This is a genomic window from Acinetobacter sp. LMB-5, from assembly GCF_001541635.1.
In the GTDB taxonomy this organism is placed as follows: domain Bacteria; phylum Pseudomonadota; class Gammaproteobacteria; order Pseudomonadales; family Moraxellaceae; genus Acinetobacter; species Acinetobacter pittii.
The window spans coordinates 37,035-63,461 of record NZ_LRDR01000007.1; the positions used below are offsets into that span (position 1 = coordinate 37,035).

Genomic DNA, 26,427 nt, shown 5'->3' on the forward strand with positions numbered 1-26,427 from the left:
GTTTTTTCCGTGTGTAATTTAGGCTACACGTGCATCTATCAATTCACAGTCTGTAACAGCCTGTAATTCATCAAAAGTTAAGCCTTCGACTATTTCCGTGACATAAGCTTTTTGGTCTTTGAGTTCAATAATGCATAAATCTGTATAAATACGATCTACACACTGCTCACCCGTCATTGGATATGTAATTTCCTTTACAATTTTGGGCTCACCTTTTTTAGTGACATGCTCCATATAGACATAAATCGTTTTTGCGCCGACTGCCAAATCCATAGCACCGCCAACTGCGGGTACATCATCTGCTTTACCTGTATGCCAGTTTGCTAAGTCTCCATTTACCGCAACTTGGAATGCCCCAATTACGCAAATGTCCAGATGGCCGCCACGCATTATGTCAAACGAGTCACCATGATGCATAAAACATCCACCATCTAATAAAGTGACAAGTTCTTTTCCGGCATTTACTAAGTCTTCATCTTCCTCACCCAGTTGTGGTGGTGGGCCAAAAGCCAAAACCCCATTTTCCGAATGTAAAAAGATTTCTTTGTCTTTTGGCAAAAATTTAGCAACGTTGGTCGGCAAGCCAATTCCTAAATTGACATAGGAACCTTCCGGAATGTCATTGGCAATGAGCTTGGCAATATCTTCACGAGAACGTTTTTGAACTGACATTAGATATCTCCTACTTTTACAACGTGCTGAACAAAAATTCCTGGTGTAATAATGCACTCTGGGTCAAGCGTTCCTAGCTCTACGGTATCATTCACTTGAACAATCGTGGTCTTGGCGGCTTTTGCCATGATCGGCCCAAAATTGCGGGCTGCTTTGCGGTAAGTTAAATTGCCCCAGCGGTCGGCTTTATCGGCATAAATCAGTGCAAAATCAGCTTCAAGTGGATATTCAAGCACATAATTTTTACCGTTAATGGTTCGGGTCTCTTTACCCTCGGCAACTTTGGTACCATAACCAGTCGGCGTAAAAATAGCCCCTAAACCAGCCCCTGCGGCCTGAATCCGACAAGCCAAATTACCTTGTGGAACTAGTTCTAACTCAATTTTTCCCGCTCTATATAAGTCTTGAAAAACGGTTGACCCAGCAGATTTCGGAAATGAACAAATCATTTTTTTAACACAGCCAGCAATAATGAGCTTGGTTAGGCCACGATCACCAGAAGCCGCATTGTTATTTACAACGGTGAGTTCTTTTTTTCCTAAATCGATTAAGGCTTCAATTAATTCAGCAGGTTGCCCAGTCACACCAAACCCGCCTGTCATGATGGTTGCTCCATCAGGAATAGCTTTTAAAATTGGTTCAATGTCACTGGTGATTTTATTTATCATCTCACTTGTCCCTTTTCATCCTTAATTTAAGGTGACAGATTGATCTGTCACTCTGCCTTTTGCGGGTTAAATAGTCGGTCTTTAATAAATAACAATGGGATTACACCGCAGATAAAATAAGCTGCAGCCATCACCAAAAGCCCTAAGCCAATAGAACCATTTTGCGATAGATAACCAATTGTTAATGGAGAGAAAATAGAAAGTACTTTGCCAATGTTATAAGCACCACCCACTGCCGAGCCTCGAATAGAAGTCGGGAAGCTTTCTGTCATATATGTGGCATTAATGGCGTAAGGAATACCGTAAAGGAAACCGAAGAACAGCATCATCCATAAAATATTGGTTGGTGTATTTAAATAGACAATCACTGGAATAAATAAAGCTGTACCAATAGTTCCGAAAGCAAATACAGCGCGGCGTCCTAATTTATCGGCAACGATCCCTGCGATCACTTTAGCAAACATCATAATCAGGAAAGTACCGACCATATACATGGCCATTTCTTTAAACTTGATGCCAAGATCAGACTCTAAATAAGCAGGTAACCAGTTACTCACGCCGTAATAGCCAAACTGCAATGCACCCGTACTAATAATCCAGAGAACAAACATGGTGCCATGTTTTTTATCTTTTAAAATCTCAAAATATGGATTTTGACGTTTTTTAGGTTGGTTACTTTGAGCAACTTCTAACGCTTTTAATTGACGCGCTTTTTTCCAAGACTCAGGTTCAGGTACACAAAAGTGCATTAAAACTGACAACACCACAGGCGCAATTGCAATCCAGTAAAGGAAACGCCAGCCATGTTCAGGAATAATATGTCCAGCTAATAAGGTCGCGAGTAAAGAACCCAGTGTATAACCAGTCATGAGAGTAGCCAAAACGGTCGAGCGATGTTTGGTTGGCACCATTTCAGACATTAAAATATTACAGGCAATATAAAGTGCGCCTAAGCCCATCGCTCCAAATGTTCTTAAAACTGCAAATTGCATATAAGAATCAGTAAAACCCAGCGCACTAGTTAAAACTGAAGAATAAGCAATAAAGAATACAATAATGCGAACTCGCCCAAAACGGTCACACGCCCAGCCGCCAATCAGACCACCCACAGCGGAACCGAAAAGCGTTAAGCTGCCTAGTGTTCCAGCTTGTACACCCGTCAAATGAAATTCTGTTTTAAGACTGGTCAGGCTCAATGCCAAAAAACCTAAGTCTGCCCCATCACACAACAATGTTAAAAAAGCGAATATAAATGCGGTAATCCAAATCTTTTTTGGTGTTTGGATAGCTTCACTGCTAGCCGTATTTTGGGTAACTGTTTCTGTTGTCATGTCCATATCCTCAGAAGGAACATGAGGCATCCAATGCCTCATGGCATTTGATTTTTTATTAGGCTGTAGCTTCCCTAATCATGTTTTTAGCAATAATAATTTGTTGAACTTGCGTAGTTCCTTCATATAGACGGAACAAACGCACATCGCGATAAAAACGCTCGATGGCATATTCACTGATATAGCCTGCACCACCGTGAATCTGTACACAGCGGTCAGCAACGCGTCCGCACATTTCAGTCGCAAACATTTTGGCGCATGATGCTTCTGTGCTAATGTTTTCGCCATTGTCACGACGGCGAGCCGCATCTAGGACCATACATTTAGCTGCATAAATCTCGGCTTTTGAGTCGGCAAGCATGGCTTGAATCAACTGGAAGTTTGCAATAGGTTGACCAAACTGTTTACGCTCAATCGCATAGTGCAATGCGTCGTTTAACATGCGTTCGGCAACACCCACGCTATAGGCACCAATGTGCAAACGCCCTTTATCAAGCACTTTCATGGCCGTTTTAAAACCAACACCTTCTACGCCACCAATCAATGCAGAAGCAGGCACACGGCAATTTTCAAAAATCACATCACAAGTGTGCGAACCCTTTTGCCCCATTTTTTGGTCAATTTTGCCCAACGTAATGCCAGGCGTATTTGCCTCAACTAAAAAAGCTGAAATACCACCAGACCCTTTAATTTCAGAATTGGTTCGAGCCATTACGGTAAAAGTTGCAGCATGAGGTGCATTGGTAATAAAACGTTTGGTGCCGTTTAACACATAAAAATCACCGTCTTTAACTGCGCTGGTTTTTAAAGAGGCAGCGTCAGAGCCAGATTCAGGCTCGGTTAAACAAAATGAACCAATAATTTCGCCACTTGCGTAACGAGGTAAATAGTTTTGCTTTTGCTCTTCTGTGCCATCAATCAAAATTGCACTTGAACCAATACCGTTATTAGTACCAATTAAAGAACGAAAAGCTGGTGAAGTTTGTCCAAGTTCAAATGCAACTCTGACTTCTTCTTCCATGGTGATACCTAAGCCACCATATTCTTCGGGAATTGTGAGGCCGAACAAACCAAGCTCACGCATTTGCTGCACAATGTCATCCGGAATTTTGTCTTTCTCTACCACTTCGTTTTCACGAGGGATCAATTCATTTTTTACAAAATCTCGAATTGTTGAAAGTAACTGCTCCAACATCCCTTCATCACGGATCATCTGTGATCTCCCTTTTTATGTATTTCCATCGTACCCATCAGCCATCTCCAGCTTGTCTGGATACCATGTTTTAAATCTTGTTTACTGCGGATGTGTTTCATAGTACGAGAACGAAAATACAAATTTCAAGCTTTTTTGAAAATTAATTTCGTTTAACGAAATTTAAAAAATCACCATTACGCAATATCAATAACTTAGCTTATTCAATAAATCATAATTGCTCTAATGGACTAAATAAGACTTGAAATAAATTCCAAAATAAGCATCATAAAAGGAATATAGTTTTGATGTGCGAAACAAGGAATTCAAAAATGAGTGTATCAATAGGGAATAATTTCGTAGAAGTCGACTTTTCTATTCAAAAAATAGCGATTGTAAAAATAAACCGACCTGAAGCAAAAAATGCACTGAATACAGAGGTTCGCAAACAACTAGCACAAGCTTTTACCGAATTAAGTTTTAACGATGAGATCAATGCGGTTGTGCTCACAGGTGGTGAAGAAGTCTTTGCCGCAGGCGCAGATCTAAAAGAAATGGCAACCGCAACTTCAACTGAAATGTTATTGCGCCATACGGAACGTTACTGGAATGCGATTGCTCAGTGCCCTAAACCTGTGATTGCTGCTGTAAATGGCTATGCATTAGGTGGTGGCTGTGAACTTGCAATGCATGCTGACATTATTATTGCAGGTAAAGGCGCGACTTTTGGTCAACCAGAAATTAAAGTCGGTTTAATGCCGGGTGCTGGTGGTACACAACGTTTATTTCGTGCTGTCGGTAAATTCCATGCCATGCGCATGATTATGACGGGTGCCATGGTCAAAGCCGAAGAAGCTTATACCATCGGTCTTGTTTCGCAAGTCACCGAAGATGACCAAACTATTCCAACTGCGATTCAAATGGCGCAAAGCCTCGCAAAAATGCCTCCTATTGCCCTGCAACAAATTAAAGAAGTTGCCTTAATGAGCGAAGATGTTCCATTAAATGTAGGCTTAACGCTAGAACGAAAAGCATTCCAGTTGTTGTTTTCTACCGAAGATAAAAATGAAGGCGTTCAAGCTTTTATCGAAAAGCGTAAGCCGTCGTATCAAGGTAAATAATTTAAAACCATAATAACAAAGGAATGAAAATGGCCAGAAAAGTATTGATTAGTGCAGGTGGTTCAGGGATTGGACGATGTATTGCTGAAGTCTTTTTAAACAATCAAGATGAAGTTTTTGTTTGCGATATTAATGCTAAAAGCCTAGAACAATTTCAACAAGATTATCCAAATTTGCATATCTACACATGTGATTTAGCTGATCATGAACAAATTAAACTGATGTTTAGCCAAGCAATTCAAAAGCTTGGCAGTATTGATATTTTAGTCAATAACACAGGCATCTCAGGTCCGACCGTTGCAGCAGATGAGTTAAGTTTTGAAGATTGGAACACGGTGATTAATTTAAACCTGAATAGCACTTTTTTAATTACCCAGTTAGCCATTCCCTATTTAAAGCAAGCACAGGCAGGCGTGATTATAAATATGTCGTCTATTGCCGGCCGCTTAGGCTATCCATATCGATTGGCCTACTCCACGTCAAAATGGGGACTGATTGGTTTTACCAAAACGCTTTCTATGGAACTCGGTACAGACAATATTCGAGTTAACGCTATTCTTCCGGGTGCGGTAGATGGTGATCGAGTTCAACGTGTATTACAGGCCCGTGCCGATGTAGCCCATACTTCACTTGAAGAAGTGACTCAAAACGCACTGAAAAATCAGTCGCTCAAGTATTTTGTCAATCCAAAGCATATTGCAGATTTATGCCTATTTTTAGCATCAGACAGTGGTCGCTCAATTTCAGGACAAATCTTACCCATTGATGGTGATAAACAATGCTTAAGCTAAATCACTCAACCCTATTTTTCCATTTAATTTCAAATATAGATTAATTATCAGGATGATCGACATGACTTATGATATTAAAAGCATGGCTGTGATTGGTGTCGGTATTATGGGCAGTGGTATTGCTCAAATTGCTGCACAGTCAGGTCATACCACTTATTTATATGATGCCAAAGCAGGTGCAGCAGAACAGGCTAAAGAAAAACTGGCTGCTACATTTCAAAAGTTAGTCGACAAAAATAAAATTACATCTGAGCAAGCAGCAGCGGCAAATAACCATTTAATTGTTGCTCATCAACTTGAAGATTTAAAAAATTGTGACCTGATTGTAGAAGCAATTGTTGAACGCCTTGATATTAAACAAAGCTTGATGCAACAGCTTGAAGACATTGTTTCGGATAATACTATTTTAGCCTCAAACACCTCTTCCCTTTCTATTACAGCCATTGCTGCAAACTGTAAAAAGCCTGAGCGTGTTGTGGGCTATCACTTCTTTAACCCAGTTCCACTCATGAAAGTGGTTGAAGTCATTCGTGGTTTAAAAACAGATCCACTTATTATAGATGCTTTAAACGATCTGTCTCGTGCATTTGGTCACCGCCCTGTTGTAGCGAAGGACACCCCTGGATTTATTATTAATCACGCTGGTCGAGCTTATGGCACCGAAGCGCTCAAAATTTTAAACGAGAACGTCTGTGACGTCAGTGAAATTGACCGAATTTTACGTGACGGCGTTGGTTTTAGAATGGGTCCTTTTGAATTACTTGATTTAACAGGTCTTGATGTTTCTCATCCAGTTATGGAGTCGATTTATCACCAATACTATGAAGAAGCCCGCTACAAACCAAACCCGCTCACCAAGCAAATGCTTGATGCCAAGCAACTTGGACGTAAGGTCAATCAAGGTTTTTATAACTATGAAACTGGTTCAAAAACAGGTGAACAACCTGCAAAGTTTGTAGAGCGTTTAGCACAATATCCAAAAGTTTGGATCGCTGCCGATTTTTCAGACGATAAGAAACAGCTCGAAGATTATTTAACTCAGCAAAATATTGCCCTAGACACCAATTCTGAACCACAAACAGATAGCTTATGTTTACTTGCTTGTTACGGCGAAGACACAACCCAAGCGGCGACCCGCTTAGGAGTTAACCCCGAACAAGCTGTTGCTATAGACATGCTTTATGGCATTGCAAAGCACCGTACCTTAATGCCTTCACTTGTTACCAAACCTGAATACAGTCAGGCAGCTCACTCTATTTTCAATTTAGATGGAAATGTGGTGAGCATGATTGCTGAAAGTATTGGCTTTGTTGCTCAGCGTGTTTTAGCGATGGTGATTAATTTAGGCTGCGATATTGCACAGCAAAATGTTGCCACTGTAGATGACATTAATGCCGCGGTACGTCTTGGCTTAGGCTATCCATTTGGACCAATTGAGTGGGGCAATCAAGTCGGTAGCGAAAAAATCTTACTCATTCTGAACCGTATAACAGCACTTACGCATGACCCGCGTTACCGCCCTAGCCCGTGGTTACAGCGTCGTGTCGCACTTCATTTACCTCTTACTTTTACTCACAAGTCTTGAAAAGGAATTTCTCAATGTTAAATGCATATATCTATGATGGTTTGCGTAGCCCATTTGGCCGCCATGCAGGTGAACTTGCCTCAATTCGCCCTGATGATTTAGCCGCAACTGTCATTCAAAAACTATTAGAAAAAACTGGTGTTCCGGGTGCTGATATTGAAGATGTGATTTTAGGCGACACCAACCAAGCGGGTGAAGATAGCCGTAATGTGGCACGAAATGCATTATTACTTGCTGGTTTACCTGTTACTGTACCGGGCCAGACAGTAAACCGCCTATGTGCTAGTGGTTTAGGCGCTGTGATTGACTCAGCACGTGCCATTACTTGTGGTGAAGGCGAGCTCTATATCGCAGGTGGTGTAGAAAGTATGTCACGTGCACCCTTTGTGATGGGTAAAGCAGAAAGTGCTTATAGCCGTGATGCAAAAATTTATGACACCACCATTGGCTCTCGCTTTCCAAATAAAAAAATTATTGCTCAGTACGGCGGTCATTCAATGCCTGAAACAGGCGATAACGTTGCAGCCGACTTTGGTATTAGCCGTGAGCAAGCTGATTTATTTGCAGCTCAATCACAAGCCAAATATCAAAAAGCCAAAGAAGAAGGTTTCTTTGCCGATGAAATTACTCCAATTGAGGTTTTCCAAGGCAAAAAATTACCGCCCAAACTCGTTTCAGAAGATGAACACCCTCGCCCAAGTTCAACTGTTGAAGCACTCACAAAGTTAAAACCACTCTTTGAAGGTGGCGTGGTTACAGCTGGTAATGCTTCAGGTATTAATGACGGTGCAGCAGCCCTGTTAATTGGTTCAGAAGCAGCAGGTCAAAAATATGACCTAAAACCAATGGCAAAAATTTTATCAGCGGCAGCTGCGGGTATTGAACCACGTATTATGGGTGCAGGCCCGATCGAAGCCATTAAAAAAGCAGTTACTCGTGCTGGCCTTACTTTAGATGACATGGATATTATTGAAATTAATGAAGCCTTTGCCTCACAGGTTTTATCTTGTTTAAAAGGTTTGAATGTTGATTTTAATGACCCACGTGTGAACCCGAACGGTGGTGCGATTGCAGTTGGTCATCCACTTGGTGCATCTGGCGCTCGTCTTGCGTTAACAGTAGCTCGTGAGCTAATACGCCGTAAAAAGAAATATGCTGTGGTGAGCCTATGTATTGGTGTAGGCCAAGGTCTTGCAATGGTGATTGAAAACGTTTCATAACCATTGAACCAGATATCCATTCATCACAACAGCGCAGTGATGAATGGATTTATTTTGCAGAGCGAAATATAATGGCAAAACTATTGCTTTAATTATATTTGAGGATCGAATGTCTCAAAACACGGAAACTGAAAAACCAATAAATTTTGATGAGATACGTTTAGATCCTATTTCGCATATACATCGAGAAAATAACCCGCAATTTATTGCTTCTTTAGCGCGCGGTTTAGAACTTTTAAGATGCTTTTCTGCAAATAATCAGGTGCTTGGCAATCAAGAATTAGCAAAAATGACAGGTTTACCTAAACCGACCATTGCACGTATTACCAATACCCTTGTGTCATTAGGTTATTTAAAACAATTGCCTAACTCGACCAAATACACACTAGATATTGGTGTCTTATCTTTAGGATACGCAGCATTATCTAACATCTCGATTCGTAATATTGCTCATCAATATATGGAAGAGATGAGCCAGTATGTTCAAGCGCCTGTAGCGATGGCAACGCGTGACCGCTTAAATATGGTGTATATCGATGTTGTCCAAATTGAAACTGCATTAAATATGCGCCGTCCAATTGGTTCGACTTTACCACTGCATAGCAGTTCTATGGGACGAGCATGCTTGGCTGCGACTCCTGAACGTGAGCGCAATTTTCTACTTGATGCATTGAAACAAAAAAATCCAGAAAACTGGCCAGCCATAAAACGTTCTTTAGAACGAGCTTTCCGTGATTACCAAGATTATGGATATTGTTTGTCTTTAGGTGAGTGGCATAAAGAAGTGAACTCGGTGGCTGTACCTTTGGTCAGCTCGAAACACGGTCTTTATGTTTTTAACTGTGGTGCGCCAAGTTTTCATTTAAATCCGGAAAAACTTGAAGGTGAAATTGGACCACGTTTAATCCACATGGTGCACAACATTCAAGATGCTTTGAATGAAACGCATTAACAGTCGTGCTTAAAATAGTCATGGTTGTGTTGATTAAGGTTCCACTTTCATTATGACTAAGGCATGATGAAAAACGCACTCTATACCCCAACCATTATTTTAATGGCGATTGCCGCAGGCATTTGTACAGGTGGAAATTATTTTAGTCAGCCACTTATTCATTCAATTAGTGTAAGCCTAGATTTAACTGAAACAACTACAGCGTGGGTGCCAACTCTAGCCCAAATCACCTACGCATGTGGTTTACTCTTTTTAATGCCATTGGGCGACATATTAGAAAAGCGCAAGCTGCTATTTATCTTTATGTTATTGGCTTCAAGTGGATTAATTATTAGCGGTTTTTCGCACAATATTTATCTTTTACTGCTTGGCACTATCATTACTGGTCTATTTTCTAGTGCAGCCCAACTGTTGTTACCGCTTGCTGCAAGTCTGGTTCCAATTCAACAAAGCGGCCGTGTCGTCGGTTTTTTACTGAGTGGACTGATGATGGGGGTTTTACTCGCTCGATCCCTTTCAGGGCTGATGTCTACGCTTTTTGCATGGAATATTATTTATCTGGTCAGTGGTTTTCTGTTACTCATCATTGCCATTATTTTGCATCGTAATATTGGGTTATTTCCACCGACTAAATCTGAAAACTATGCAAAAACTATTCGTTCTTTACCACAGATTTTTATTCAAAATCGACGGTTAAGAACCAGAACTTATATTGGTGGTTTTACATTTGCATGTGTGAGTTTAACCTTTACCACCATGTCGTTGCTTCTAGCTCCAGCGCCCTATTTTTTTAGCGACTTTTCCATTGGCCTTTTCAGTTTTGTTGGGGTATTAGGGACGTTCGTTGCCAATTTCTCAGGTAAATTTATTGACCAAGGCTATATCCATAAAATTTCAATTTATTGTGGCCTCGGGCTTATTATAAGTTGGATTCTTTTTTCACTTTTACCCTACCATTTCGCCTTTTATATTATTGCCTTACTTATTCTCTACGCTTCTCTTTCTGCTGTGCATGTCACCAACCAAAGTATTGTATTTAAACTTAATCAAGAATTACGCTCACGTTTTAACGCGATTTATATGACGGGTTACTTTGCTGGCGGCGCTTTAGGCACAACGGCAGGAAGTTATGCTTGGAAACACTTCGGATGGACAGGTGTCTGTATTTTAGGTTTAATTTTTGCCGTGCTATGTCTTTATTATTGTGTGCGTGATGCAAAAAATCAGCACAATTAAAGCTTGTGCTGATCTTATATAAAGTAGGCTAATGGTTCGTTATAAAAGCCCTAATAACCGACCACGAATAATGTCTTCTGCATCTTTGACAATTCGGCTAACCAATTCATCGCATGTCGGAATATCATGAATCAAGCTTGCCACCAACCCACACGACCATGCGCCCGCATTAACATCGCCATTAATCATGACTTTTGGATAGACGCCAGCGACTTCTTCAATAATATCTTCAAATTTAATGTTATCGCCTAGCGCTTTTTCTTTTGCCACGATTTTTTCTACAGCAGCATTATTCATGACACGTTCTGTATTTCGCAAAGCACGCATAATTAAACGCGTGTCTCGTTCGGTTGCATTCAAAATCGCCTGTTTCACATTTGCATGTACGGGAGCTTCCTGAGTCGCAATAAAACGCGTTCCCATGTTAATTCCATCGGCTCCCATCGCTAAAGCCGCAGCGAGTGAGCGTCCGTCTGCCATTCCACCTGAAGCAACAAACGGAATTTCTAATGCATCGGCTGCTAAAGGCAATAAAATCATATTTGGCACGTCATCCTCACCAGGGTGACCACCACACTCGAAACCATCTACAGAAACTGCATCGCACCCAATTTGCTGAGCTTTTAAGCTATGTCGAACCGAAGTACATTTGTGAATTACTTTAATGCCAGCAGCTTTTAAATACGGCATGACTTGTTCAGGATTACGCCCTGCTGTTTCTACGACCTTGACTCCACCTTTAATAATTGCTTCTACAAAACCCGGATAATCAGGGGTATTCACCGTAGGCAAAAAGGTTAAATTTACCCCAAAAGGCTTATCAGTCATTTCACGGCAACGTGCAATTTCTTTTGCCAGATTTTCAGGTGTACGCTGAGTTAAGCCAGTAATAATACCTAACCCACCCGCGTTAGAAACCGCAGCAGCAAGCTCTGCAAAACCAACATAATGCATACCACCTTGAATAATTGGATGCTCGATTTCAAATAGTTCTGTAATTTTGGTCTTCATATTCTTTCCACTCACTGTTCTATAGCTAGCTTCTCATTTCTTTAGCAGAGCTAAATGCTTATTTACTCATAAATCCTATCAGCATTTAAAGTAATTTAAGTTAAAAATTTCACAATACAAAATTATGTACCACAATATAAAACAAAATAATTGATAACGGAATTATTTTTCGATAGCATTATTTTAATGAGTTTAATTTTTAGACAGAAGTTATTTAAAGGAATGAATCATGGATCAGAACAACAAAACTCAAAACGAGCTTAAAACAGGCACAATTCAACAGCGTTTAGATAAACATATACTAACGCTCACTATGAGCAATCCCACTAAAAAGAATGCAATTAATTATGAAATGTATGCAGCTTTAAGTCAGGCATTAGATGAGGCTGCAACTAATCAAGATATTCATGTCGTTGTGCTTGCTGGTGAAAACTCCGCATTTACTAGCGGCAATGATGTCAATGCATTTGAAAAACGCGATACCACCACTTCAGAACCACCCGTTTCGATTGTTTTCTTAAAAAGCTTGGCAACGTTTCCAAAACCGATTATTGCTAAAGTAAATGGTGTGGCAATTGGTATTGGCAGCACTATGCTTCTACATTGTGACCTTGTGTATGCAAGCCAAAACTCTATTTTCCAATTCCCCTTTGTGAATTTGGGACTTGTACCTGAAGCGGGTTCAAGTTACATCTTGCCAAGATTATTGGGCTTTGCTCGAGCTTCGGAAATTATTTTACTCGGTGAAAAGTTTTCGGCAGACCAAGCAAAAAATTATGGGCTGGTAAATGGAATATTTGAAGTAGATAAGCTGGATCAAATGGTTGAAGAAGTAGCAGTTAAACTCGCTCACAAACCAAGCCAAGCCTTACAGCTCAGTAAAAAGTTACTAAGAGATATGCCAATTGATGATCTACTCAATCGTATTGATCATGAGTCGACTATTTTCTCGCGTTGTTTACAAGGTTCCGAGTTTAAAGAAGCATTAAATGCTTTCAAAGAAAAACGGAAACCGAACTTTCACAGCCAAACAGCCTAAAGCTCACCCACTAAAAAGCCAGCCTTGAAAAACAAAGCTGGCTCTTATAAATAAATCAAATAGGTTTAGCTAATCTCAGTACGAATATTATTCACCATGTGCAAAAGACGCGGTGCAATATCCTCTTCGAGTTTTTCACGGTTCATAATAAAGCTTGGACCGCCACAGTTAAATACCAGCAAACCATGTTGTTCATGAATCAGTGGAACTGCAACCGAATTTACATCTTTATGCCATTCGCCAATTGAAAAACAGTATCCAAAATCTTGGTAGTCTTTAAAAGCTTTGTCTAGATCACGGTTAATTTTGATCCAGTCTTCTTTGTGTTTGCTACGGATGGCATCAAGTAAAAATTCTCTTTCGTCTTCAGGCATTGCAGCTAAACATGCACGCCCCATAGAACTTAAATGAATCGGTAAATAAGTTCCAACTTGACGGCGCATGGTCATATTGCCTTTGCCTTGCACCACATCAAGATAAATCATGTTTAGTCGATCGCGTGTTGCCATGGCTACAGCAGCGCCAGCATAATCTGCCAAATTTTTCATATATGGATGAGCAATAGAGCGAATCGATACGTTAGACAGCATGGAATAACCAAACGCAAGAACACCAACTGAAAGCTGGAATTTGCTTGAGTTAGGTACTTGTTTGATATAACCCAAACGCGACAAGGTATGTGTAAGGCGAGTAATGGTTGGTTTTGGTAAACCTGTCATCTGAGCAAGCTCTTGGTTGCCCAAATGCTGATGCTTCGGTGTAAAACAACGTAATAGCTCTAAACCACGTGCTAATGCAGTAATAAATTGGCGATCATTTTCATCCTGCATGTCTTCAATCGGATGTAATAATTCATGCCTTAAAGGCGCTAATAATTTTTCTGTCGGTTCTGCATCAACTGCATCGTTCATTGTCATACCAATCCATATTTTGTTTCGCACTGCGAAAATTATAATCTATTTTTTCTATAAATAGCAAAAGAGCAAACATCCGAGTCTGCATCTAAAAGATAACTTCATTTAACTCATTAAAGCGAAAGATTAAATATTTTATTTTCTGATTTTAAATATAATTTTAACCTTCCGCTTTTAAGCCACCTACCCAATTACACCTTTTTCTTTGAGCTCAGCGAGTTTTTCTGAAGAAACCACTCTTTCCAAAACGGCCTGCGTATGTTCACCCAACAGCGGCGGTGCTGTTTTGTATTCAACGGGTGTTCTAGAAAGTTTGATTGGTGACCCAATTACCTTCAGTTTTTCACGTTGAGGATGATTCATCTCGACCAGCATTTCACGGGCAACCACTTGAGGCTCTTGAAAAGCTTGTTCCAAGTTATTAATCACACCTACCGGAACTTTAGCGGCATAAATTGCATCTACCCATTCATCTGCTGTTTTAGTTAAAAAGTGTTTTGATAAAATTCCGATAATTTCCTCACGGTGTTTGATTCGATCTGCATTTCTGGCAAAACGCGCATCATTTGGTAAATCGGGCAACCCAATACTACGACAGAGTTGAATAAACTGAGTGTCATTTCCACATGCAATAATAAAATCACGGTCAGAAGCTTTGAACACTTGATAAGGCACAATATTAGCGTGTGCATTGCCATAACGTTTAGGGATATTTCCTGATGATAAATAATTCATTCCCTGATTCGCCATTGTGGCAATTTGAACATCAAGCAAAGCCATATCAATGTATTGGCCTAAACCCGTCACATGACGGTTGAGTAAAGCAGCCTGTATGGCAATCGTAGAGTAAAGACCAGTGGCTAAATCGGAAAATGCGACCCCTACTTTTTGTGGTCCACCACCAGGCAAATCATCACGCTCACCTGTGACCGACATGAGTCCGCCCATGCCCTGAATAATAAAGTCATAACCGGGCTCTTCTGCTCTTGGGCCAGTTTGACCAAAACCAGTAATCGAGCAATACACCAGTTTAGGGTTAATCGCAGATAAAGACTCGTAATCCAAACTGTATTTTTTTAAAGAACCCGCTTTGTAGTTTTCAATCACGACATCGGTGTCTTGAATGATAGCTTTAATCAATTCTTGACCATCAGGGCTAGCAATGTCGATAGCAACAGATAGTTTATTGCGGTTGGTAGACTGATAATATGCAGCTTCTTGAGTATCTTGGCCTGAGTCATCTTTCATCCAAGGTGGCCCCCAAGAACGGGTATCATCACCGACTTTCGGTCGTTCAATCTTGATTACTTCTGCGCCTAAATCGGCAAGAATCTGCCCACACCAAGGTCCAGCCAATACCCGACTTAAGTCAAGCACCCGAATTCCATTTAAAGCACCCATCTTCATCCCACTATATTTTGTGACTCATTTCCTATAGGAAAACTTATCCATTTAAAATTTCGCATAGCGATATATATTTTTAATATACACAGCTCTTTTTAAAAATCAAACTTTAATTTTCCACTAAAAATAATGATTTTTTATAAGGAAATATAGCTCAAATAAATCAATAAATTAGCCAAACATAAATCAACAACAAAGTATCGCATTGCGAAATTAATTTTCAAAATATATTGTTTTGCGTTGATCCTTTGATTACTATCGCTTCAAATATTGGTGATTTTACGAACATCACATTGATGTTTTTTGCATGTAGTAAAAGGACAAGACTATGATTCGAGATCAGGAAACCTTAAATCAACTTGTTGATATGATTCGACAATTTGTTGAAGGTGTATTAATTCCTCATGAGAATGAAGTCGCTGAAACGGATGAAATTCCTCAAGATATCGTTGAGCAAATGAAAGCGCTGGGCTTATTCGGTTTAACCATTCCTGAAGAGTACGAAGGTCTTGGACTAACAATGGAAGAAGAGGTCTATGTGGCTTTTGAGTTAGGTCGTACCTCTCCTGCTTTTCGCTCTCTGATTGGAACCAATAATGGTATTGGTTCAAGTGGCCTGATTATTGATGGGACCGAAGCACAAAAATCATTTTTCTTGCCGCGTTTAGCACGTGGTGAAGTGATTAGTTCTTTTTGCTTAACCGAACCGGACGCAGGTTCTGATGCGGCCTCTTTAAAAACCAGCGCTATTAAAGATGGTGACTTTTATATTTTAAATGGCACCAAACGCTTTATTACCAATGCTCCGCACGCTGGTGTATTTACAGTCATGGCACGTACAAACACTGATATTAAAGGCGCTGGTGGCATTTCTGCTTTTATTGTTGATAGCCAAACTCCGGGCATTTCTCTTGGCAAACGCGATAAAAAGATGGGACAAAAAGGTGCCCATACCTGTGACGTTATTTTTGAAAATTGTCGCATTCCTGCTTCAGCGCTCATTGGTGGTGTAGAAGGTATTGGTTTTAAAACGGCCATGAAAGTACTCGATAAAGGCCGTTTGCATATTGCGGCTTTGAGTGTCGGCGCAGCAACACGAATGCTAGACGACTCTTTAAATTACGCCATCGAACGCAAGCAATTTGGACAACCGATTGCCGAATTCCAGCTCATTCAAGCCATGCTTGCCGATTCAAAAGCTGAAATTTATGCCGCTAAATGTATGGTCTTAGACGCTGCACGCCTACGCGATGCAGGACAAAACGTTAGCACTGAAGCCTCATGCGCAAAAATGTTTGCAACAGAAATGTGTGGCCGCGTTGCTGATCGCTGCGTACAAATTCACGGCGGCGCGGGTTACATCAGTGAATACGCCATTGAACGTTTTTATCGAGATGTTCGTTTGTTCCGTCTCTATGAAGGGACCACTCAAATTCAACAAATGATTATTGCCCGAAACATGATTCGCGCTGCGTCTTAATCAAATTTTAAGCGCTTCAAAACGACTTGAAGTGCTTTTTATCAAATGTAGGTAATGGATTATGGCTACAAATTACAAAGAAGGTCTTTCCCGTATACAGCCTCATACGTGGAAAATAGCATTTATTTTTGCATTTCTAGCACTGTTGGTAGATGGGGCAGATTTGATGCTACTGTCTTATAGCTTAAATAGTATTAAGGCAGATTTTGGATTAAGTTCAGTACAAGCAGGTATGCTTGGCAGTTTCACATTGGCAGGCATGGCTGTTGGTGGAATTTTTGGGGGATGGGCGTGCGATAAATTTGGTCGCGTGCGCATTGTGGTTATTTCTATTTTAATTTTCTCACTCCTCACCTGTGGCTTAGGTTTCACCCAAAGCTTTCTTCAGTTTGGTATTTTAAGATTTTTTGCATCACTGGGTTTGGGTTCACTTTATATTGCCTGTAATACCCTCATGGCCGAATATGTCCCAACCCGTTACCGCACCACAGTACTGGGTACCCTACAAGCTGGCTGGACGGTTGGCTATATTGTTGCGACCTTACTTGCAGGCTGGATTATTCCTGATCATGGCTGGCGCATGCTGTTTTATGTTGCGATTATTCCTGTTGTTATTGCTTTCCTCATGCATATTCTTGTACCAGAACCAGAAGCATGGCAAAAGTCTCGACTACAACAACCTGTTGTGGCTCAAAATGCTCTAAAAACCTCGGCATTTAAGCTTATTTTCCAAGATAAACGAAACCGTAATATGTTTATCCTATGGGCGCTAACGGCAGGCTTTTTACAGTTTGGCTACTATGGCGTAAATAACTGGATGCCTTCATACCTTGAAAGTGAACTCGGTATGAAATTTAAGGAAATGACTGCCTATATGGTAGGTACATATACCGCGATGATTTTGGGTAAAGTTCTTGCGGGCATGATGGCCGATAAATTAGGACGTCGTTTTACCTATGCTTTTGGTGCAATCGGCACTGCTATTTTCCTACCTTTAATTGTTTTTTATAACTCTCCAAGCAACATTTTATATTTACTGGTGACCTTTGGTTTCCTCTACGGCATCCCGTATGGCGTAAATGCCACCTATATGACCGAAAGCTTTGCAACAGCAATCCGCGGTACAGCTATTGGCGGTGCTTATAACGTCGGACGTTTAGGCGCTGCCTTAGCCCCTGCAACGATTGGTTTCTTAGCCTCTGGCGGGTCTATTGGGTTAGGTTTTGTCGTGATGGGTGCTGCCTACCTAATTTGTGGTGTGATACCCGCTCTATTCATTAAAGAAAAATTATACGACCCTCAAAAGTCATAAAAAGATCCATCACAAAAAATCCTATAGGTCATATGACTATAGGATTGATGGTCTAACGATCTAAACATGTGTTTTAGATGGTTAGCAGGAAATAAGGAATTTACTCTTCAAAGTTACTCTTTATTTCCCCATATGTGGAGTTTATTACTCTTCATTTTAATTTTTTAGGTAAGCTTAGCTCCCAAGGGAGCTAAGCTTAAAAAAATATAGACCTAAACATTTGTTTAAGGTCGTTCACCCTGCTCCAAACGGCGTTCAATATCATCTAGTACGTTTGGTAAGTCAGCGACACTATCAATCACATAGTGAGCACCCGACGCATTCATTTTTTGGTATGCCTTATCTTTTAGAACAATCTGTTCATCAGCCGATAATGCACCCCACTCTTCATAGCTTAAACCGACTTCATTACCACTAATCGCAAGTCCTACTGTCCAGCACCCTGCGTTTAAACCTTCGTCAATCCCCACCACGGTATCATCTACTTTTACAACAGTTTTGATGTCAGAAACATCGAGTTGAATTAAGTTTTTCCATAACATTTCAGGATATGGACGACCATATTTCACATCACTGGCAGTGACAATACAGTCTGGACGGTAACCCTGATCGGCAGCATCTTTAACCAAACGACCAATCATCATGGATGCATATCCTGTATTACTACCAATTTTTGCACCACGCTTTTTAATATTTTCAAACGTTTCTAATGCACCCGGAATTAAAGCAGAACATTTCGGAATAGAATTTAACTGGTACGGAATAAAGTCTTTATATAAACGGTCAATATCTGCTTCAGTTGCAGGTTTCCCATATACTTTCTGCCATGCCGCTGCTACACGCGGCATTTTTAAAACTGCTGCAATATGGTCACGTTTTTCTAAACCCATTGGCGCACGCGCTTCTTCAACCGTAATTTCAACTTTATTGTCTTTAAATAAAGCCATAAAAGCCAAAATTGGTGCACGTGAGCCAAAATCTACTGTTGTGCCAGCCCAGTCAAAAACTACAGCCTGAATTTGTGTATTGTTGGTTGTCATGATGTATTCCCTTTAATTCAAATGGTTTAATAAAAGTTATGCTGTTACAGCTTGATTGAGATGGCTTTCGCAGTAGCTCGCAATCGCAGCAAGAAGTCCTTCAATGTCATGAATATAAACTTCGCCAATATTGCCAATACGGAAACAGTTAAGGTCAGTGACTTTGCCCGGATAAATTACATAACCTGATTTTTTCAACGTTTCATAAAATGACTGGAAGCTAAATGTTTCGGCTGTTGGGTAAAGGAATGTGGTAATGATGGGCGATTGTGGGCACTCTTTACCGAGCACCAATTCAAAGCCAAGTTGTTGCATACCTTTAGATAAGGTTTGTTGATTTTGTAAATAACGTTGATAACGTGCAGCAACACCGCCTTCTGCCTCAAGCTCAAGCAATGCTTGATAAAATGCACGTACTACATGGGTTGGCGAGGTAAAACGCCATTTACCGTTATGCTGCTCCATCGTGTTCCACTGGTCATACAAATCGAGACTGACCGAACGAGCTAAACCTTTACATGCTTCTAGGCAATCACGCTTTGCCAAAATAAAGCCAAAGCCCGGAACACCTTGAATACATTTATTTGCACTTGAAATTAGAAAATCAATTCCAAGCTCAGCAATATCCATAGGCACACCACCAAATGAACTCATGGCATCTACAATCCAGATTTTTCCAGCAGCTTTCACTAAACGGCCAATGTCTTGAATCGGATTTAAAATACCTGTGGTGGTTTCGCAGTGCACACAAGCAACATGGCTAATAGTTTTATCTTCTAAAACACGCTCAATCTCTTGTAAATCTGGTGTTTGGGTTTCTAAATAGTTCAGTTCTACAACTTCAATATTCAGGCAACGCGCCATTTGCACCATACGTGCACCATATGCGCCGTTATTGATAATCAAGATTTTGCCATCACGTGGAATAGCTGAACCAAGCACAGACTCCACAGCAAAACTTCCACTGCCTTGCATTAACACAGGCGTATATTTTTCAGGTTCGCTGGTTGCCAACTTTACCAGTCGATTACGAATATCTTGTACCAGCGAGTTGTATTCTTGGTCCCAAGTACACCAATCTTTTTGCATGGCACGGCGTACTGTTGCCGATGTTGATAATGGTCCTGGAGTAAGAAGCAAATATTTGTTCTCTAAATCCATATCGAGTTGGGGTTGCATGTTCATAATGTTACTCATTTCTTTCGCGTTCATTTCAATATACATCAATCTGGTTTAAACCAGATGACAAACTAATAAATATTTTGTTCTAATATTTCTTTCATAAATCCAGCCCCCGTGGTCATGCCTTTACCAGCAATTGCACTTACCAGAAAGATGTTTTTTTCAGCTTCAGTGACACAGGCCAACTCATGTTCATGGGTCAGGTAATAACCATTCCAACGTTTTTGAATTGGAGGTAAAGTCAGGCCTAATTTTTCGTGGCAGTAAGCTTGAATAAACTCATTAATCTCTTCACGCTGCTCGAACTGAGGCGCTTCATTAATCGAATAATATTCGTGACTATCGCCTACGATCAGTTCGCCAAATTCATTTTGTTTAATCAGAATATGAATACCGAATTCTTTAATGAAACCCTGTTGTGATGCTTTAACCAGCTCTGCATGACTTGGGCAAGTTTCAAAAGCTGGATAACGTGAAATGGATAAGCCCGAATAAAGAGAAGCATTTAAGTTTTGGTGAAACCGTTGAGTCAGGGCCATTTGCAAACCACAACGTTTCAGATTCAAGCTTTGTAAAAGCTCTGGATATAAAACATCGATCACTTCACCGTGGCAGATCAAAACTTTATTTGCCCGATATGCCTCACCACTTGCCAAACGAACCTGACAACTTTCATGCTGATATTGGGTTTGAACGACACAAGCATTGGTATAAATCTTTACACCTTTTCTTTCGGCATATGCCAATAGTCGCTGCCCAACCACATGCGGTTCGACAGAATAGTCTTCTTCAAAAACCAAGCCGCCTTGAAACTGCTGCTCGGGGTTTAAATAGGAAAATTGGGTGACCAGTTCCTCATGCTTTAGCAAATGAACTGGAATTTGATAGTTATTTGCACGCTCGGCAAACTCATTTAAAACCTGCCATTCAAGTGCCGTATTGGCGAGATACACACCTTGTCTTTGCTCAAATGAAATATCAGTTTCAGCCTGAATGCGTTGATAAAAAGAACGCGTTTCAAGCGCGTACTTTCGCCACTGTTGCTCTGGATGGGTTAAAGTCGATGTTCCAACCATGCCGAAATTACGGCGAGTTGCGCCCACAGGCTTGGCATTTTTCTCGAAGATACAAACTTTCAAGCCTTGTTCTTGTGCCTGTATGGCAGCGGACAAACCTAAAATACCTGCTCCGACAATAATTAAATCAAACTGTGCGTTATTCATAAGACTTCCAATTTACGAAATTTAGGATGAATAAACCCTTGCCTTGTTAAACAAAGCATTCAATTTCAGTCGGTTAAATAAAAATTGTGTTTAGCTAAAACTTAATGAGCGCTTTCGCGCCATTGCTGACTTCTTGCCATAATTTTTCTGGTAAATAACCAATGAATGAGTTTTACAACACATGAGGTCGTCAAAATGAGAATACTCATCGCAACAGCAGCAACCGTGTCTCCTGCATCATCCATATTTAAAACAGCTACCGCAGCTAAACTGGTGTCTGGTGAATAGAGGAAAATCGCAGCCGACACAGTGGTCATGGCATTCACAAAAACATAGACCGATACATCGCATAGCGCTGGAAAACACATGGGCAAATAAACTTTCCAAAAGGTTTTCCACTTCGATGTACCTAGAGTTTGTGCTGCCTGATCGAGCTGTAGCGGAATCTGTTTAATGGCATTGGTTAAAGTCAGGTGTGGGACGGTGTAATAATGCACGATGGTTGAAATCACCAAAATGGTCATGGTTCCATACAGCACATTTAAAGGGTTGCTTTGCTGGTTAAAAAATAAAATATAAGCAATACCTAGCACCAACCCTGGCACGGCAAGAGGTAATAAAACCAAAGCTTGCACATAGTTTTTAATGAATGAATGTGTCTTAAAACGTTCGGTTAATAGTGCCACCATAAAAATCAGTGCTGTTCCAAAAACCGTACTAAAGAGTGCCATGCGAACCGAGTTGAAGTACGCCGCCCAACCGCCGCCATCGACATATTCAAAACTGTAATGTGCTAAGGTCAAAGACAAATCATAAGGCCAAGACTGAATGAATGAAGCCAGCACTGCCGTAAAGATAATCAGTAAAATCGCACCTGAAACTAAACCACAAAATAAGCCCAGAACGACTTCAAGTTTTTTATTCGATGCTGAAACATAAGGTTTAGCCTGAAAAGCTTGAAACCGTGCATGGCGTTTGGTTTGAATACGATCGAAAATGAATACAAAAACTGCTGGTAACAACAATAAGATGGAAATCACTGCACCCATGCTCATATTTTGCTGACCAATAATCTGTTTATAGACATCAAGTGCCATCATGTTAAATGAACCGCCAATGACTTTCGGAATCCCAAAATCGGTCAGTACATAAATAAAAGCCACCAGACTTGCACTAATAAGCCCATAGCGAATTGCAGGTAGTGTGACGTGGTAATGCGTCTTCCAGATATTTTTGCCGAGCGACAAAGATGCCTCAATTAAACGCTGATCGACACTGCGAAAAGACACCATCATCAACATCAAAATTGCTGGAAATAGCCAAAAGCAATAACTGATTAAAATACCGATTGGACCATAAATTTGTATATCGCCCAGTAAAGGTTTAAACACACCTTGCTTACCAAACAAATAAACCAATGCCAAAGAAGGCAAAAGTGATGGCGCTAAAATGGGTAAAAAAGCGACCAGTTTAAAGAAGCCTTTGCCTTTTATATTCACATTGGTGAGTGCAAAAGCATAAATACTGGCAAGAAATACTGTAATGACAGTAGCAGCACAAGCAACCCACACCGAGTTAAATATAGAGCTGAGTAAAGCTGGACTTGCAAAATAATTATAAAAATTTTCAAGGCCAACAAAATTTTGATTTTCATCAAAAAATGCGGTTTCAAACAGCATCATTAAAGGAGCAATAATTGCTAAAGTCAAAGCGATTGCAACGCTTGCTAAAGCAATATTTGATCTTAATGAATATTCAGTTTTTCGACGCGGCTGTGTTTTTAAAACCGCTGAAGCAGCTTCATTTAACATAGTGCGTACCCTTGTTCGTCAAAGATATGAATGAGCTGATTAGGCACTTTTATAAACATGAGTTCTTGCAAAGATTTGAACTTGGTATTTTCAATTTCAATTTGCAAAAGGTGTTTTGCCTGCTCAATTCCATCGATATGAATAGTGCAAAACAAACGACGTTTTGCGCCTAAAAATTCAGTGCTTATTACTTTAACTGGCAAATACAACGATTCTTTATCACTACCAAAATCATCAACTAACTCGACTGCTTCGGGTCTAAAACCAATGCTGTAATTTTCCCCAGCTTTAAGTTTTTGCTGTTCCAAATTTAGAGCAATAAAACCTAAAACCTCGAGCTGATTAACTACCGAACAAGTGGCTGCCAAAAAGTTCATGGTGCCAATAAACTTGGCAACGAATTGGGTTTGTGGCTTGTAATAAATATTGTGCGGCGTATCAATTTGCTCAATGACGCCATGATTCATGACAACCACACGGTCAGAAATGCTTAATGCTTCTTCTTGATCATGTGTGACCATAATGGTTGGCAAATTAAGCTGCGATTGAATCGAACGGATCTTTTGTCTTAGGTTTAGACGTACCTGAGCATCGAGTGCAGACAAGGGTTCATCCAGCAGTAAAATATCTGGATTCGGTGCAATTGCACGAGCAAGCGCAACACGTTGCTGCTGACCGCCCGACAATTGGTTTGGATATTTTTTAGCAATATCGGGTAGTTCAATTAGTTCCAATAACTGTTGAACCCGTTGGCTACGCTGTACCTTATCCCACTTTCTTTTATCTAAGCCGAAAGCAATATTTTCTTCAACGTTTAAGTTTGGAAATAACGCATAGTTCTGAAACACAATTCCACAGTGACGCTTTTCAGCACTCAACAACGTAATGTCTGCGCCCTTTTTTATAACCTTTCCATAATCAGGTTTTTCTAGACCCGCAATTATGCGTAGCAATGTGGTTTTACCGCATCCAGAAGGTCCCAAAAAGCTCACGAACTCGCCAGCTTTCAGGTCTAAATTAATATGCGTTAGGGCCTGAAAGTGTTGGAACTTTTTTTGTATATCCACCACTTCTAAAACCGACGGACCATGTTCAGGATATTTATAGGTCGTTAATGACGACAGTAAATGCCCTGCTAACTCACCCTTCTGGTTTTGACCTAGCAGCGATGATTGCAATGACGAAGGAATTTGCATAATGAGACCCTTATCCAAAAGATCACTTTTCAAAACGCTTTGACCATTCAGCCAAAATACGTTCACGCTGCTCGGCCGCCCAATAAAAATCATTTTTCACAAGCATTTGAGAAAGATTTTTCGGGAAGTCCATAGTGGTATTTTCAATGCCTTTATAGGCCACCATTGAAAAGTTATGGGCATAGGCTTCATTTGCCGGTTTGCTTACCGACCAATTTATAAATTTTTGTGCGCTACTTAATTTCTTGGTTCCTTTCACAATTGCTGAGGCTTCCATTTCCCAACCTAAACCTTCAGTTGGATAAACCACTTCTAAAGGTGCACCCTCTGCTTTTAATTTAAAGGCTGGATAACCGAAGGAAATTCCAATTGGGATTTCGCCCTGTGCTGCCATCTTGCAAGGTTTTGAACCCGAATGAGGATATTGTGAAATGTTTTTATCTAAAGCCTGCATATAGTCCCATGCCTGCTTTTCGCCCCAAATTTGCATCCAAGCCGTGACATCTAAATAGCCTGTGCCACTCGAAGCCGGATTTGGCATCACAATCAGGTTTTTATAAATGGGGTTGGTTAAATCTTTCCAAGTTTTTGGAATTGGTAACTTACGCTTTTCTAATTCGACTTTATTTACACAGATTGCAGATTCCCATGCATCCATACCCGTCCAAGTCGGTACAGTTTTTTGGCTTATAAATTCTGGTTTTAAATTTTGAATACCTTCAGGTTTAAAAGGCTCAAGCATGTCCTTTTTTTCCATGACCAGCAAACTGGTTAAAGCCACACCAAAAACCACATCCGCTTGTGGGTTTTTCTGCTCTGCCAAAAGTTTCGCGGTGATTACACCAGTTGAATCACGTACCCATTTTACTTTGAGTTCTGGATAGGCTTTGTGTAATTCTTCTTGGTATTGCTTAAGTTGGTCGGCTTCCACTGCCGTATAGACTGTAATTTCTTCTGATTGTTTTGATGTTGCTGATGAACATCCCATTTGAATAGTAACTACTACACCTAAAATTGATGCAGTGCCGAGTTTAATTGTCTGTTGAACATACTTTTTCATCTGCAAACCATCGAATGCAATTATTTGATGATCGTATTTCAACAGGTTTATATGACAGTTTAATTAATCTGGTTTAAACCAGATTGCATTTTTATGCTCGCGCTTCGAAATGTAAATCTAAAACATCGTGAAGCCAATATTCTTGGTCAACATCAGTAATCACACCTTCTTTATTTCTATTACTACGGCAAATATATAAACCCAGTGCGCCCACATTGACATGCAGTGCTTTGGCCTGCTGTTCAGATAAAGCCGTTGGATAGAGGTTAATGTCAGCTCTGGTGATATGGCAGTTATATTGATTTGCCATCAGCAAAGTAATGGATTGCTTGAGATCGTGAGTTAAAAACTCAGGAAAAAGCTCGGCGTTCACCCTTAAATGTTCAACCAAAACAGGTCGACCATTAATACAACGACGTCGCCAAACCGAATAAATCGGATGCCCTTTTTCAACTTTTAAATGCTTGGCATCCCAAGAAGTGGCCTGAGTCAGCTCACTCGAAATCACTTCTGTAGAAGGTTCATAGCCTTGTTCAATCACAAATTGATTAAAGTTTTTAGTCGACTGCGGATGATAAATAATACGAGGAGAACGAACATACCAACCACGGCGATCTAAGCGATAAATCAAACCATCAGTTTCCAAAGCCAACAAAGCCTCACGTGCAGCAACACGAGTGGTTTGGAATTGTTCAGAAAGCACCCTTTCTGAAGGGAGTTTTGCGTGGGCTTTTAATACACCCGATTCAATATCGTGGGCAATTGCATCGCGGATAGGAATATATTTAGGTATGCGAGCTTGGTCCTGTTCCATACAAACTTAGAATTTATAAATAAAGAAATTAATAGCAATATACTGAAAAAATGTGACAAAAGCTTTTATTAATGCTGATCTTTTAAGCAAAATACATCCTATTACCCGCTTTTTTCCAATTCATTTTTTCATAAAAAAATAGACCATGTTAATAGTACGATCGTGATGAAAAG

Annotated in this window: 23 protein-coding genes; 9 read left to right on the forward strand and 14 right to left on the reverse strand. The window is 40.3% G+C overall.

The window, feature by feature from the left end:
* Positions 1-18 precede the first annotated feature (18 nt).
* Genes AW165_RS10875 through AW165_RS10890 form a run of 4 tightly spaced genes read right to left on the reverse strand, consistent with a single transcriptional unit; the run spans position 19 to position 3,884 of the window.
* Positions 19-672 carry a 3-oxoacid CoA-transferase subunit B gene (locus AW165_RS10875; protein ID WP_060465824.1) on the reverse strand — a complete coding sequence of 218 codons (654 nt, stop codon included), beginning with the start codon at positions 670-672 and terminating at the stop codon, positions 19-21.
* Positions 672-1,340 (reverse strand): 3-oxoacid CoA-transferase subunit A, encoded by a 669-nt coding sequence (locus AW165_RS10880; RefSeq protein WP_000608704.1) that lies wholly within the window; start codon positions 1,338-1,340, stop codon positions 672-674. The genes AW165_RS10875 and AW165_RS10880 overlap by 1 nt, the downstream gene beginning before the upstream one ends.
* 47 nt (positions 1,341-1,387) lie before the next feature.
* A complete protein-coding gene (locus AW165_RS10885; RefSeq protein ID WP_199983926.1) occupies positions 1,388-2,671 on the reverse strand; it encodes an MFS transporter in 1,284 nt (427 codons plus the stop codon).
* Between the two features lie 58 nt (positions 2,672-2,729).
* Positions 2,730-3,884, reverse strand: a complete 1,155-nt coding sequence (locus AW165_RS10890) for an acyl-CoA dehydrogenase family protein (RefSeq protein ID WP_060465825.1) — start codon at positions 3,882-3,884, stop codon at positions 2,730-2,732.
* A 311-nt stretch (positions 3,885-4,195) separates the two neighbouring features.
* On the opposite strand from AW165_RS10890, the gene AW165_RS10895 reads away from it, so the two are divergent.
* From AW165_RS10895 to AW165_RS10920, 6 genes are all read left to right on the forward strand, one after another.
* Positions 4,196-4,984 carry an enoyl-CoA hydratase gene (locus AW165_RS10895; protein ID WP_000116544.1) on the forward strand — a complete coding sequence of 263 codons (789 nt, stop codon included), beginning with the start codon at positions 4,196-4,198 and terminating at the stop codon, positions 4,982-4,984.
* Positions 4,985-5,013: 29 nt separating this feature from the next.
* A complete protein-coding gene (locus AW165_RS10900) occupies positions 5,014-5,775 on the forward strand; it encodes an SDR family oxidoreductase (RefSeq protein ID WP_060465826.1) in 762 nt (253 codons plus the stop codon).
* Between the two features lie 61 nt (positions 5,776-5,836).
* The gene (locus AW165_RS10905; protein WP_060465827.1) at positions 5,837-7,360 is read left to right on the forward strand and encodes a 3-hydroxyacyl-CoA dehydrogenase; all 1,524 of its coding nucleotides are present in this window, start codon (positions 5,837-5,839) and stop codon (positions 7,358-7,360) included.
* A 14-nt stretch (positions 7,361-7,374) separates the two neighbouring features.
* Complete coding sequence (locus tag AW165_RS10910) at positions 7,375-8,580, forward strand: 3-oxoadipyl-CoA thiolase (protein ID WP_060465828.1); 1,206 nt, start codon at positions 7,375-7,377, stop codon at positions 8,578-8,580.
* Between the two features lie 109 nt (positions 8,581-8,689).
* Positions 8,690-9,532 carry an IclR family transcriptional regulator gene (locus tag AW165_RS10915; RefSeq protein ID WP_000081482.1) on the forward strand — a complete coding sequence of 281 codons (843 nt, stop codon included), beginning with the start codon at positions 8,690-8,692 and terminating at the stop codon, positions 9,530-9,532.
* Between the two features lie 63 nt (positions 9,533-9,595).
* Positions 9,596-10,768, forward strand: coding sequence for an MFS transporter (locus tag AW165_RS10920; protein ID WP_060465829.1), 1,173 nt, complete (start codon positions 9,596-9,598; stop codon positions 10,766-10,768).
* Positions 10,769-10,807: 39 nt separating this feature from the next.
* On the opposite strand, the gene AW165_RS10925 is transcribed toward AW165_RS10920, so the two are convergent.
* Positions 10,808-11,779 (reverse strand): NAD(P)H-dependent flavin oxidoreductase, encoded by a 972-nt coding sequence (locus tag AW165_RS10925; protein ID WP_060465830.1) that lies wholly within the window; start codon positions 11,777-11,779, stop codon positions 10,808-10,810.
* Positions 11,780-12,008: 229 nt separating this feature from the next.
* Between AW165_RS10925 and AW165_RS10930 the strand changes: the two genes are divergently transcribed.
* A complete protein-coding gene (locus AW165_RS10930) occupies positions 12,009-12,818 on the forward strand; it encodes an enoyl-CoA hydratase (protein ID WP_060465831.1) in 810 nt (269 codons plus the stop codon).
* A 65-nt stretch (positions 12,819-12,883) separates the two neighbouring features.
* Here AW165_RS10930 and AW165_RS10935 read toward each other — a convergent pair whose 3' ends face one another.
* Complete coding sequence (locus AW165_RS10935) at positions 12,884-13,729, reverse strand: IclR family transcriptional regulator (protein WP_013198245.1); 846 nt, start codon at positions 13,727-13,729, stop codon at positions 12,884-12,886.
* 186 nt (positions 13,730-13,915) lie between these two features.
* Positions 13,916-15,133: a CaiB/BaiF CoA transferase family protein gene (locus AW165_RS10940; protein ID WP_060465832.1), complete on the reverse strand. Its 1,218-nt coding sequence runs from the start codon at positions 15,131-15,133 to the stop codon at positions 13,916-13,918.
* 331 nt (positions 15,134-15,464) lie between these two features.
* On the opposite strand from AW165_RS10940, the gene AW165_RS10945 reads away from it, so the two are divergent.
* Together AW165_RS10945 and AW165_RS10950 are read left to right on the forward strand one after the other, a co-directional pair.
* On the forward strand, positions 15,465-16,616 hold the full coding sequence (locus tag AW165_RS10945) for an acyl-CoA dehydrogenase family protein (RefSeq protein WP_060465833.1): 1,152 nt from the start codon (positions 15,465-15,467) through the stop codon (positions 16,614-16,616).
* Positions 16,617-16,677: 61 nt separating this feature from the next.
* Entirely contained in the window at positions 16,678-17,928 is a 1,251-nt protein-coding gene (locus AW165_RS10950) for an MFS transporter (protein WP_017385555.1), read from the forward strand.
* 224 nt (positions 17,929-18,152) lie between these two features.
* On the opposite strand, the gene phnX is transcribed toward AW165_RS10950, so the two are convergent.
* The 7 genes from phnX to AW165_RS10985 form a co-directional block, all read right to left on the reverse strand.
* On the reverse strand, positions 18,153-18,968 hold the full coding sequence (gene phnX / locus AW165_RS10955) for a phosphonoacetaldehyde hydrolase (RefSeq protein WP_057069267.1): 816 nt from the start codon (positions 18,966-18,968) through the stop codon (positions 18,153-18,155).
* Positions 18,969-19,004: 36 nt separating this feature from the next.
* Complete coding sequence (gene phnW, locus AW165_RS10960; RefSeq protein ID WP_060465834.1) at positions 19,005-20,192, reverse strand: 2-aminoethylphosphonate--pyruvate transaminase; 1,188 nt, start codon at positions 20,190-20,192, stop codon at positions 19,005-19,007.
* A gap of 26 nt (positions 20,193-20,218) precedes the next feature.
* A complete protein-coding gene (locus AW165_RS10965) occupies positions 20,219-21,373 on the reverse strand; it encodes a TIGR03364 family FAD-dependent oxidoreductase (protein WP_060465835.1) in 1,155 nt (384 codons plus the stop codon).
* Between the two features lie 101 nt (positions 21,374-21,474).
* On the reverse strand, positions 21,475-23,184 hold the full coding sequence (locus AW165_RS10970) for a putative 2-aminoethylphosphonate ABC transporter permease subunit (RefSeq protein ID WP_060465836.1): 1,710 nt from the start codon (positions 23,182-23,184) through the stop codon (positions 21,475-21,477).
* Positions 23,178-24,380 (reverse strand): ABC transporter ATP-binding protein, encoded by a 1,203-nt coding sequence (locus AW165_RS10975; RefSeq protein WP_060465837.1) that lies wholly within the window; start codon positions 24,378-24,380, stop codon positions 23,178-23,180. Before AW165_RS10975 ends, AW165_RS10970 begins: the two co-directional genes overlap by 7 nt.
* Positions 24,381-24,402: 22 nt before the next feature.
* The gene (locus AW165_RS10980; RefSeq protein WP_060465838.1) at positions 24,403-25,440 is read right to left on the reverse strand and encodes a putative 2-aminoethylphosphonate ABC transporter substrate-binding protein; all 1,038 of its coding nucleotides are present in this window, start codon (positions 25,438-25,440) and stop codon (positions 24,403-24,405) included.
* Positions 25,441-25,531: 91 nt separating this feature from the next.
* Positions 25,532-26,254 (reverse strand): UTRA domain-containing protein, encoded by a 723-nt coding sequence (locus tag AW165_RS10985; RefSeq protein WP_060465839.1) that lies wholly within the window; start codon positions 26,252-26,254, stop codon positions 25,532-25,534.
* Positions 26,255-26,427: the final 173 nt, after the last annotated feature.

Excerpts from the sequence above, each read along its gene's own strand:
- AW165_RS10895 (WP_000116544.1), top strand. The coding sequence starts at position 4,196 with ATGAGTGTATCAATAGGGAATAATTTCGTAGAAGTCGACTTTTCTATT.
- AW165_RS10885 (WP_199983926.1), bottom strand. The coding sequence starts at position 2,671 with ATGACAACAGAAACAGTTACCCAAAATACGGCTAGCAGTGAAGCTATC.
- AW165_RS10890 (WP_060465825.1), bottom strand. The coding sequence starts at position 3,884 with ATGATCCGTGATGAAGGGATGTTGGAGCAGTTACTTTCAACAATTCGA.
- AW165_RS10945 (WP_060465833.1), top strand. The coding sequence starts at position 15,465 with ATGATTCGAGATCAGGAAACCTTAAATCAACTTGTTGATATGATTCGA.
- AW165_RS10925 (WP_060465830.1), bottom strand. The coding sequence starts at position 11,779 with ATGAAGACCAAAATTACAGAACTATTTGAAATCGAGCATCCAATTATT.
- AW165_RS10930 (WP_060465831.1), top strand. The coding sequence starts at position 12,009 with ATGGATCAGAACAACAAAACTCAAAACGAGCTTAAAACAGGCACAATT.
- AW165_RS10985 (WP_060465839.1), bottom strand. The coding sequence starts at position 26,254 with ATGGAACAGGACCAAGCTCGCATACCTAAATATATTCCTATCCGCGAT.
- AW165_RS10910 (WP_060465828.1), top strand. The coding sequence starts at position 7,375 with ATGTTAAATGCATATATCTATGATGGTTTGCGTAGCCCATTTGGCCGC.
- AW165_RS10905 (WP_060465827.1), top strand. The coding sequence starts at position 5,837 with ATGACTTATGATATTAAAAGCATGGCTGTGATTGGTGTCGGTATTATG.
- AW165_RS10935 (WP_013198245.1), bottom strand. The coding sequence starts at position 13,729 with ATGAACGATGCAGTTGATGCAGAACCGACAGAAAAATTATTAGCGCCT.
- AW165_RS10940 (WP_060465832.1), bottom strand. The coding sequence starts at position 15,133 with ATGGGTGCTTTAAATGGAATTCGGGTGCTTGACTTAAGTCGGGTATTG.
- AW165_RS10980 (WP_060465838.1), bottom strand. The coding sequence starts at position 25,440 with ATGAAAAAGTATGTTCAACAGACAATTAAACTCGGCACTGCATCAATT.
- AW165_RS10975 (WP_060465837.1), bottom strand. The coding sequence starts at position 24,380 with ATGCAAATTCCTTCGTCATTGCAATCATCGCTGCTAGGTCAAAACCAG.
- AW165_RS10875 (WP_060465824.1), bottom strand. The coding sequence starts at position 672 with ATGTCAGTTCAAAAACGTTCTCGTGAAGATATTGCCAAGCTCATTGCC.
- AW165_RS10970 (WP_060465836.1), bottom strand. The coding sequence starts at position 23,184 with ATGTTAAATGAAGCTGCTTCAGCGGTTTTAAAAACACAGCCGCGTCGA.
- AW165_RS10900 (WP_060465826.1), top strand. The coding sequence starts at position 5,014 with ATGGCCAGAAAAGTATTGATTAGTGCAGGTGGTTCAGGGATTGGACGA.
- phnX (WP_057069267.1), bottom strand. The coding sequence starts at position 18,968 with ATGACAACCAACAATACACAAATTCAGGCTGTAGTTTTTGACTGGGCT.
- AW165_RS10880 (WP_000608704.1), bottom strand. The coding sequence starts at position 1,340 with ATGATAAATAAAATCACCAGTGACATTGAACCAATTTTAAAAGCTATT.
- AW165_RS10915 (WP_000081482.1), top strand. The coding sequence starts at position 8,690 with ATGTCTCAAAACACGGAAACTGAAAAACCAATAAATTTTGATGAGATA.
- AW165_RS10920 (WP_060465829.1), top strand. The coding sequence starts at position 9,596 with ATGATGAAAAACGCACTCTATACCCCAACCATTATTTTAATGGCGATT.
- phnW (WP_060465834.1), bottom strand. The coding sequence starts at position 20,192 with ATGTATATTGAAATGAACGCGAAAGAAATGAGTAACATTATGAACATG.
- AW165_RS10965 (WP_060465835.1), bottom strand. The coding sequence starts at position 21,373 with ATGAATAACGCACAGTTTGATTTAATTATTGTCGGAGCAGGTATTTTA.
- AW165_RS10950 (WP_017385555.1), top strand. The coding sequence starts at position 16,678 with ATGGCTACAAATTACAAAGAAGGTCTTTCCCGTATACAGCCTCATACG.